The organism is Brevundimonas sp. A19_0, from assembly GCF_017744255.1.
In the GTDB taxonomy this organism is placed as follows: Bacteria; Pseudomonadota; Alphaproteobacteria; order Caulobacterales; family Caulobacteraceae; genus Brevundimonas.
Genome location: NZ_JAGHQP010000017.1, coordinates 37,197 through 44,002 on the forward strand (window position 1 = coordinate 37,197; position 6,806 = coordinate 44,002).

8 protein-coding genes are annotated in these 6,806 nt (G+C 69.9%); 7 read left to right on the forward strand and 1 reads right to left on the reverse strand.

Annotated features, from left to right (window positions below; genetic code table 11):
- The first annotated feature begins 40 nt into the window (after nucleotides 1–40).
- From J7346_RS12930 to J7346_RS12940, 3 genes are read left to right on the forward strand one after another with little or no spacing between them, the layout of a single operon-like run.
- Nucleotides 41–601 (forward strand): DUF1285 domain-containing protein, encoded by a 561-nt coding sequence (locus J7346_RS12930; RefSeq protein WP_209120390.1) that lies wholly within the window; start codon nucleotides 41–43, stop codon nucleotides 599–601.
- Nucleotides 598–1,239, forward strand: coding sequence for a CoA pyrophosphatase (locus J7346_RS12935; RefSeq protein WP_209120391.1), 642 nt, complete (start codon nucleotides 598–600; stop codon nucleotides 1,237–1,239). The genes J7346_RS12930 and J7346_RS12935 overlap by 4 nt, the downstream gene beginning before the upstream one ends.
- Nucleotides 1,236–2,456 carry a CCA tRNA nucleotidyltransferase gene (locus tag J7346_RS12940; RefSeq protein WP_348521510.1) on the forward strand — a complete coding sequence of 407 codons (1,221 nt, stop codon included), beginning with the start codon at nucleotides 1,236–1,238 and terminating at the stop codon, nucleotides 2,454–2,456. The genes J7346_RS12935 and J7346_RS12940 overlap by 4 nt, the downstream gene beginning before the upstream one ends.
- On the opposite strand, the gene J7346_RS12945 is transcribed toward J7346_RS12940, so the two are convergent.
- A complete protein-coding gene (locus J7346_RS12945) occupies nucleotides 2,441–3,418 on the reverse strand; it encodes an endonuclease/exonuclease/phosphatase family protein (protein WP_209120392.1) in 978 nt (325 codons plus the stop codon). The genes J7346_RS12940 and J7346_RS12945 overlap by 16 nt on opposite strands.
- A 51-nt stretch (nucleotides 3,419–3,469) precedes the next feature.
- Here J7346_RS12945 and J7346_RS12950 point away from each other — a divergent pair, with 51 nt between their 5' ends.
- The 4 genes from J7346_RS12950 to J7346_RS12965 form a co-directional block, all read left to right on the forward strand.
- Entirely contained in the window at nucleotides 3,470–3,928 is a 459-nt protein-coding gene (locus J7346_RS12950; protein WP_209120393.1) for a DUF4112 domain-containing protein, read from the forward strand.
- 64 nt (nucleotides 3,929–3,992) lie between these two features.
- The gene (locus J7346_RS12955; protein ID WP_209120394.1) at nucleotides 3,993–4,550 is read left to right on the forward strand and encodes a sigma-70 family RNA polymerase sigma factor; all 558 of its coding nucleotides are present in this window, start codon (nucleotides 3,993–3,995) and stop codon (nucleotides 4,548–4,550) included.
- On the forward strand, nucleotides 4,547–5,260 hold the full coding sequence (locus J7346_RS12960) for an anti-sigma factor (protein WP_209120395.1): 714 nt from the start codon (nucleotides 4,547–4,549) through the stop codon (nucleotides 5,258–5,260). Before J7346_RS12955 ends, J7346_RS12960 begins: the two co-directional genes overlap by 4 nt.
- Nucleotides 5,261–5,517: 257 nt before the next feature.
- The coding region (locus tag J7346_RS12965; RefSeq protein ID WP_209120396.1) for a DUF2793 domain-containing protein at nucleotides 5,518–6,806 on the forward strand (1,289 nt) is incomplete at its 3' end.

Here is a 6,806-nt window from a genome sequence, read left to right on the forward strand (position 1 = left end):
GCGACTTTGCCTCAAGCCGGACAGCGCCTAAGTCTGGAGGATGGCAGACAAGGAACCGAAAACTCTCGACGGACTGGCGCGGCTGGCGTCGGAGCAGGGCGGGCGTGGCCTGCCGCCGGTCCATCTGTGGCACCCGGAGCATTGCGGCGACATCGACATCGTCATCCAGGCCGACGGCATCTGGATGCACGAGGGCACCCCCATCGGGCGGCCCGAGCTGACGCGGCTGTTCTCGACTGTGCTCAGGAAGGACCCGGACGGCTATCATCTGGTCACGCCGGTCGAGAAGCTGAAGATCACGGTCGAGGACCTGCCGTTCCGCGCAATCCGTCTCAAGGCGGTCGAGGGCCATCTGGTGTTCGAAACGGATCAGGGCGACACGGTCATCGCCGGGCCCGATCATCCTCTGGTCGTCGAGACCGATCCGGTGACGCAGGAACCGGCGCCGCGGCTCCATGTGCGCGCCGATCTGTGGGCCCGGGTCAGCCGGTCGCTGTTCTATGAGCTGGTCGAGCGGGCCGAACCGGTCGAGGGGCGGCTGTCGGTGCGCTCGGGCGAAGCGGTCTTTGCCCTCGGCCCCGTCGGAGCCGGGCTGGAATGAACCCGGCGGAGGCGCTCAAGGCGAGCCTGATGGCGGCGCTGGACCCTGCGGACGGCCCGGCGGCGACGGCGGCGGCGCGATCCGACTTTGACCTCAACCCCGGAGCCGACCGTCCGGTCCGGCTGCTGCGCCCGGCGGCAGTGCTGATCCTGGTGATCGCCGAGGGGGTGGGACCGCGCGTGCTGATGACGCGGCGGTCCGACAGTCTGGCCAGCCACACAGGACAGATCGCCTTTCCCGGCGGGCGCCTCGACCCCGGCGAGACGGTTGTCGAGGCCGCCCTGCGCGAGGCCCGCGAGGAAGTGGCCCTGTCGGGCCAGGGGGTCGAGGTGCTGGGGCTGGGCGATCCCTATGAGACCGGAACCGGATTTCTGGTGACCCCCGTGGTGGGCTGGACCGACCGGATGCCGTCGGTCGCGCCCAGTCCGGACGAGGTGGCCGAGGTGTTCGATGTGCCCTGGCATTTCCTGATGGATGCCGCCAACCACCGGCAGGACCACTATGAGCGTGACGGCGAGCCGCGGCGCTATTTCTGGGCCATGCCCTATGGCGAGCGCTACATCTGGGGCGTGACGGCGGGCATACTGAGGGCCCTGCACGACCGGCTGGTGGCGTCCGGCGCCGAGGTGCTGGCGTGACCGTGCCGTCCCTGTCCGACGCGGCATGGCTGACCGATCCGGCCACCCGGGCGGTGATGGGGGCGCTGGCGGCACGGGGCGGGCCCGACGCGGCGCGCTTTGTGGGGGGCTGTGTGCGCAACAGCCTGCTGGATCGCCCGGTCGACGACGTGGATATCGCCACGCGACTGGAGCCCCGAGAGGTCATGGAGGCCCTGAAGACGGCCGGACTGAAGGCCGTGCCGACCGGACTGGACCACGGCACAGTGACAGCCGTGTCAGACCACCGCCCGTTCGAGATCACCACCCTGCGCCGCGATGTGACGACGGATGGGCGGCGCGCGACGGTCGCCTTCACCCGTGACTGGGCCGAGGACGCCGGACGGCGGGACTTCCACATCAATGCCCTCTACGCCGATGCGTCGGGGCAGGTGTTCGACCCCACCGGCCAGGGACTGGCGGACATCGCCGCCCGGCGCGTGGCCTTTGTCGGAGACCCGGACCGGCGCATCCGCGAGGACCGCCTGCGCATCCTGCGCTTTTTCCGCTTTCAGGCCTGGTACGGGCGAGGGTCCCCGGACCCCGCCGGGCTGGCCGCATGCGTGCGCGAGGCGGAGGGCCTGTCCGAGCTGTCGGCCGAACGGGTCTCGAAGGAGCTCTTGAAGCTGCTCGCCGCGCCGAACCCGGTGCCCACGGTCGCGATCATGGCCGAGACAGGCATCCTGCAGCGGCTGCTGCCCGACGTGCCGGGACTGGAGGCGTTTCAGGCCCTGGCGAAGGTCAGCGATGACGCCGTGCTGCGCCTGTCTGCCCTGATGCCCCCCGATGCCGGGGCGCGGGACCGGGCAGCGCGGGCCCTGCGGCTGTCGAACCGGGATCGGGTGCGGCTGGTGGCACTGGCGGGGCCGGTGCCCGACCTTGAGCAACTGGGCGAGCCGGCCGTGCGGGCCATGGTCTATGCCAACGGCCGCCAGGCGGCGCAGGACCGGTTGACGCTCGCGCTCGCAGCCCGGCCCGGTCAGGTCGAGCGGCATCGCGCCCTGAGCGATCTGGCGGAGACCTGGCCCATCCCCCGCATGCCCGTGGGTGGACGCGAGGTGGCGGCCCTGGGCATTCCCCCCGGCCCTGAGACCGGCGCACTGCTGGCGGCCTTCGAGGCCGGGTGGATCGCCGACGACTTTCCCGCCGACGGACACGCCGAGCGGCTGCAGACCCTGATCGATCAGCGACCGCGCTGAGGCCGAGCCCGGGTGACGCGGGTCACGACCGGATAGTGGTCGGACCCCGTGCGCTTGCCGATCCGGCGGGACAGGAAGACCAGTTCGTCCGAACGCCATTGATGGTCGATGCCTATGCCCAGCCATGACGGCAGTTCGGTGGGCCAGGTGCCGGGCCAGGCCGGGGCAGGGGTCAGGCCGGTTTCGGCCTTGATCTGGCGCCCGATGCGGGCACTGGACACTGCATTGAAGTCGCCGGCCACGAGGATCGGGTCGGTCACATCCTCCAGACGCTCGGCCAAAGACATCGACTGGATGATCTGGCCCCACTGGTACTGGAACGGCCAGGGTCGGGTCAGGTGCACACCGACCAGATGCACGGGGCCGAGCGGGGTGTCGGCGACGGCCTGCAAGGCCGAGAGCTGGTCGGGCCGCCCCGGGACAGGGGTAAGCGGATAGCGGGAGGCGAGGATCACACTGCCCCGACTGCCCTTGGGTACGAGGATCTCGGATGCGTGCTGGTGGGGGTAGTCGGCGAGAATGTGCTGGCGTGCGGCGAAGACCGCCGGGCTCACCTCGATCAGCAGGATGAGGTCGGGCTGGGCCGCCCGGATACTGGCGGCCACGGCCTCCACGTCCCCATTTTCAGCATTGAGATTGGCGGAATAGACGGTCAGCACGGGTGCTCCGCGCTCGGGCACGCCGCGCGGCGGGGAGGCCTGCGGGACCACGGCTCCGGCGCAGATCAGCAAGGCCCCGAAGGCGACAATCATCAGCGGCGGCCGCTTCAGCGCCATGACCAGCAGGCTGGCGATCACCGAGCCGACCAGGGCCGGACCGGTGAACTGGGCGAGGATGTCGACCCAGCGATGCCCGTTGCCGCTGATATGGGCCGCCGCCGGAATCAGCCACGGTCCGCAAAGGATCAGGCAGACTGCCCATGGCCACAGCACAAGAAATACGGCCTTCAGTCTTGCCAACATGATGAACGTCGGTCTCCGTAGTGCGTTGAGGGGAGCGGGCAGGAGGGAAGCATGGTCAAATCGGTCGCCGACGTCGAGAACGTCTGGCTCAGTGTCGAGCGTATCAAGAAGATTTCGGACCGGGTGATCGGGATCGGGCCCTTTGGACTGGGGCTCGACGGTCTTCTGACCTGGATTCCCGGGCTGGGCACCATTTATACGCTGGGCGCCGGCGGCTGGCTGGTCGTACAGGCCCTGCGCGTCAAGGCGGGACCCGCCACCCTCGCCCGCATGGTGGGTTATCTGACGGTCGATACGGCGACGGGGGTGGTGCCCATTGCCGGTGACGCGATCGACGCCCTCTTCCCCGGGCACCTGATGGCGGCCAAGGCGCTGCAGAAGCACATCGAATCGACCCACTGGGTCGAAATGTCCGAGCGCGAGGCGCACGAGCAGGGCGTGCACGACTCCCACCGCGAGGAAATGCGCGCCAATCGCAAGCTCAAGCGTGTGATCTACCTGCACGACTGATCGTCGGGATTGACGGAGGGGTGCCCTGCCGTCCAACTGCGGGTCTGCGTCTTCGGGAGCCAGGATGACCGCCGTATTCGATCGTGACGCCCTGTCCGAGGCGCTGGGCCAGACCGGCCAGGGAGACCGTGCGGCGTTTCGCCGGGTCTATGAGGCGACCTCCGCGAAGCTGATGGGCGTGTGCCTGCGTATCTTGTCTGACCGGCAATTGGCCGAGGACGTCATGCAGGACATCTATCTGACCGTGTGGAACAAGGCCGCCAGCTTCGATCCGGCGCGCGCCAGCCCCATCACCTGGCTGGTGACCATTGCCCGCAATCGCTCGATCGACCGCCTGCGCGCGGGCGGCGTGGCGCGCAACAGTGTGCCCGTCGATGCAGCCTTTGACCTGGCCGACGACGGTCCCTCTGCTCTCGAGCAGGTCCAGCTGGCCGATGAGGCCGGGCGGCTGGGCGTCTGCCTCGACGAACTGGACGAAAAGGTCAGCCGGGTCATCCGCACGGCCTTTTTCGAGGGCGTCACCTATGAAGTTCTGGCCCAGCGCGAGAAGACGCCGCTCGGCACCATGAAGAGCTGGATCCGCCGGGGCCTGCTGAAGCTGAGGAGCTGTCTGGAACAATGACCGCTTCCGATCACGACGACCGCATTGCCCGCGCGGGCGAATATGCCCTGAGGGTGCTGGACCCGGCCGAGGAGGTTGCGGCCCGGGCCGAGGCGGCGCGCGATCCGGCCTTTGGCGCCGAGGTCGATCGCTGGAATACCCGGCTGAGCCAGCTGGCCGACGGGATCGCCCCGGTTGAGCCCTCGCCCCGTCTGTGGCCGCGCATCGTCGCGGTGACGGGTGGCGCGGCGAACGACAATGCCGCGCGCTTCTGGCGGCGCTGGGCCATCGGATCGACGGGCTTGCTGGCCGCCAGCCTGGTGGCCATGGTGGTGATGGTCTCGCAGCCCGAGCCGGTGGTCACGAATCCGCCGACGCCGACCGCATCCCTGACCCGCGTGGCCACTCTCAAGCTGGACAATGGCGCGGCCGCCATGACGCTCGTCTATGACAGCGCGACGGGCGAGCTGTACCTGGCGCCGACCAGCGAGATGGAGGGCGACACCCGTATTCCGCACCTGTGGCTGGTCATGCCCGACAATGCGGGGGTGCAGCTGGTCGGAGCCATCGACGGTCATGACACCTCGCGCCACAATCTGCAGGGCGTGATGGTCGGTCAGGCCACCCAGGCCATTGCCGTCGCCGTGTCGATGGAACAGCCGGGCCACACCCCGCATGCCGACCATCCGGACGGCCCGGTGGTGGCGCAGGGCGAGTTCCAGCCCCTCTGACCGCATCCGACGACCCGCATCGGTCGTAGCTGAAGCGATGCGGGTCGGGTGACCCCTCCGCAGTCCGGCGCGCATCCAGCGGGGAGGCCCTTCCTCCGTCCAGCCAAAACCTCCCCGCTGACCCGCCCGCGTCGGATATGCGCCCCGGCCGGAAATTCCTGAACCTGTTCAAACCGCCCGCCTGATCCCGACGCGATCTGCGCGACCGGGTTGGCGGCGTCGCCAGACTGATCTCCGGACTTTTCGGGAGATTGGCGATGAGCGATTCCAGTGCACGGCTGGGCCTGCCCTATCTGGCGGCCGGCCAGATGCAGAAACATGTGACCCTCAACGAGGCCCTGACCCGGCTGGACGGGCTGGTGCAATGCCAGGTCGTCAGCCGCACAATGACGACCCAGCCGGACGGGGTCGACGACGGCAGCCTCTACATCCTGCCCGAGGGCGCGACGGGCGAGCGGTGGTCGCTCTACCCTGTCGGAACCCTGATGCGCGCGGAAGGCGGCGGCTGGACCGCCGTCCCGGTCCCTCCGGGCCTGATCGCCGTCGTCGAGGATGCGGAGGAGATCGTGGTCCGGCGGGACGGTAGCTGGACTCCACTCGCGGCCCTGATTGACGCGCTGCAGGACCTCGACCGGCTGGGCATCGGGGCCACGGCCGATGCGGCCAATCCCTTTCTGGCGAAACTGAACTCCGCCCTCTGGACGGCGCGAGAGTCCGGCGACGGCGGCACGGGCGACCTGCGGCTGGTGCTGAACAAGGCCGGGCCCGGCCAGGTGCTGTCGCTGATCCTGCAAAGCGCATGGTCGGGGCGGGCCGAGCTGGGCCTGATCGGCGAGGACCAGTTCGGACTGAAGGTCAGCGCGGACGGATCGACCTGGCGCGAGGCGTTGAAGGTCGATCCCGCCGATGGCCGGGTGCGCTTCCCGCAGGGAGCCACCCGCCGGGAGGCCCTTCTCTTCACGGAGGATGCCGTGTGGTCTCCCCCCGAATGGGCCCGGTGGGTCGAGGCCACCATCGTGGGCGGTGGCGGCGGCGGGGCTGCCGGTACCTCGGGTCCTGCGGGCACGGAACGCGTCGGCGGGGGCGGAGGCGGCGGAGGAGGCCAGAGCCACGCGGTCTGGTCCGTTGACGGCCTGCCGGGCGCACTGGACCTCACGGTCGGTACGGGCGGGGCCGAGAGCGCCGACGGCGGCATGACCCGCATCCTGTCAGACGGCGTGCAACTGCTCGCTGCAGGGGGCGGGCAGGGCGGCATGTCCGGCACGGCGGGCGATGGTCTGCAGGCAGCCGCAGGAAGCGGCGGCATGGGCGGCAGTCTGACAGCGGCCGATGCCTTGGTGGCTGCTGTCGCGGGAGGCAGCGGCAATGTGCTGCGGCGCCCCGCGCAAGGCGGTGCCGCCGGGAGTGCGGGTGAAGCGATCGTCGAACCGATCCACGGCCTGTGCGGCGGCGGTGGAGGAGGCGGCAGCGCTTCCCTCTCGTCCGGCCAGGGCGGAGGCGCCGGCGGCCACTACGGCGCCTCCGCCCTGGCCGGACGAGAGGGAAG

What these genes read in the sequence shown, in the direction of transcription:
- J7346_RS12950 (WP_209120393.1), top strand. Translation starts at nt 3,470, where the DNA reads ATGGTCAAATCGGTCGCCGACGTCGAGAACGTCTGGCTCAGTGTCGAG.
- J7346_RS12955 (WP_209120394.1), top strand. Translation starts at nt 3,993, where the DNA reads ATGACCGCCGTATTCGATCGTGACGCCCTGTCCGAGGCGCTGGGCCAG.
- J7346_RS12960 (WP_209120395.1), top strand. Translation starts at nt 4,547, where the DNA reads ATGACCGCTTCCGATCACGACGACCGCATTGCCCGCGCGGGCGAATAT.
- J7346_RS12930 (WP_209120390.1), top strand. Translation starts at nt 41, where the DNA reads ATGGCAGACAAGGAACCGAAAACTCTCGACGGACTGGCGCGGCTGGCG.
- J7346_RS12935 (WP_209120391.1), top strand. Translation starts at nt 598, where the DNA reads ATGAACCCGGCGGAGGCGCTCAAGGCGAGCCTGATGGCGGCGCTGGAC.
- J7346_RS12945 (WP_209120392.1), bottom strand. Translation starts at nt 3,418, where the DNA reads ATGTTGGCAAGACTGAAGGCCGTATTTCTTGTGCTGTGGCCATGGGCA.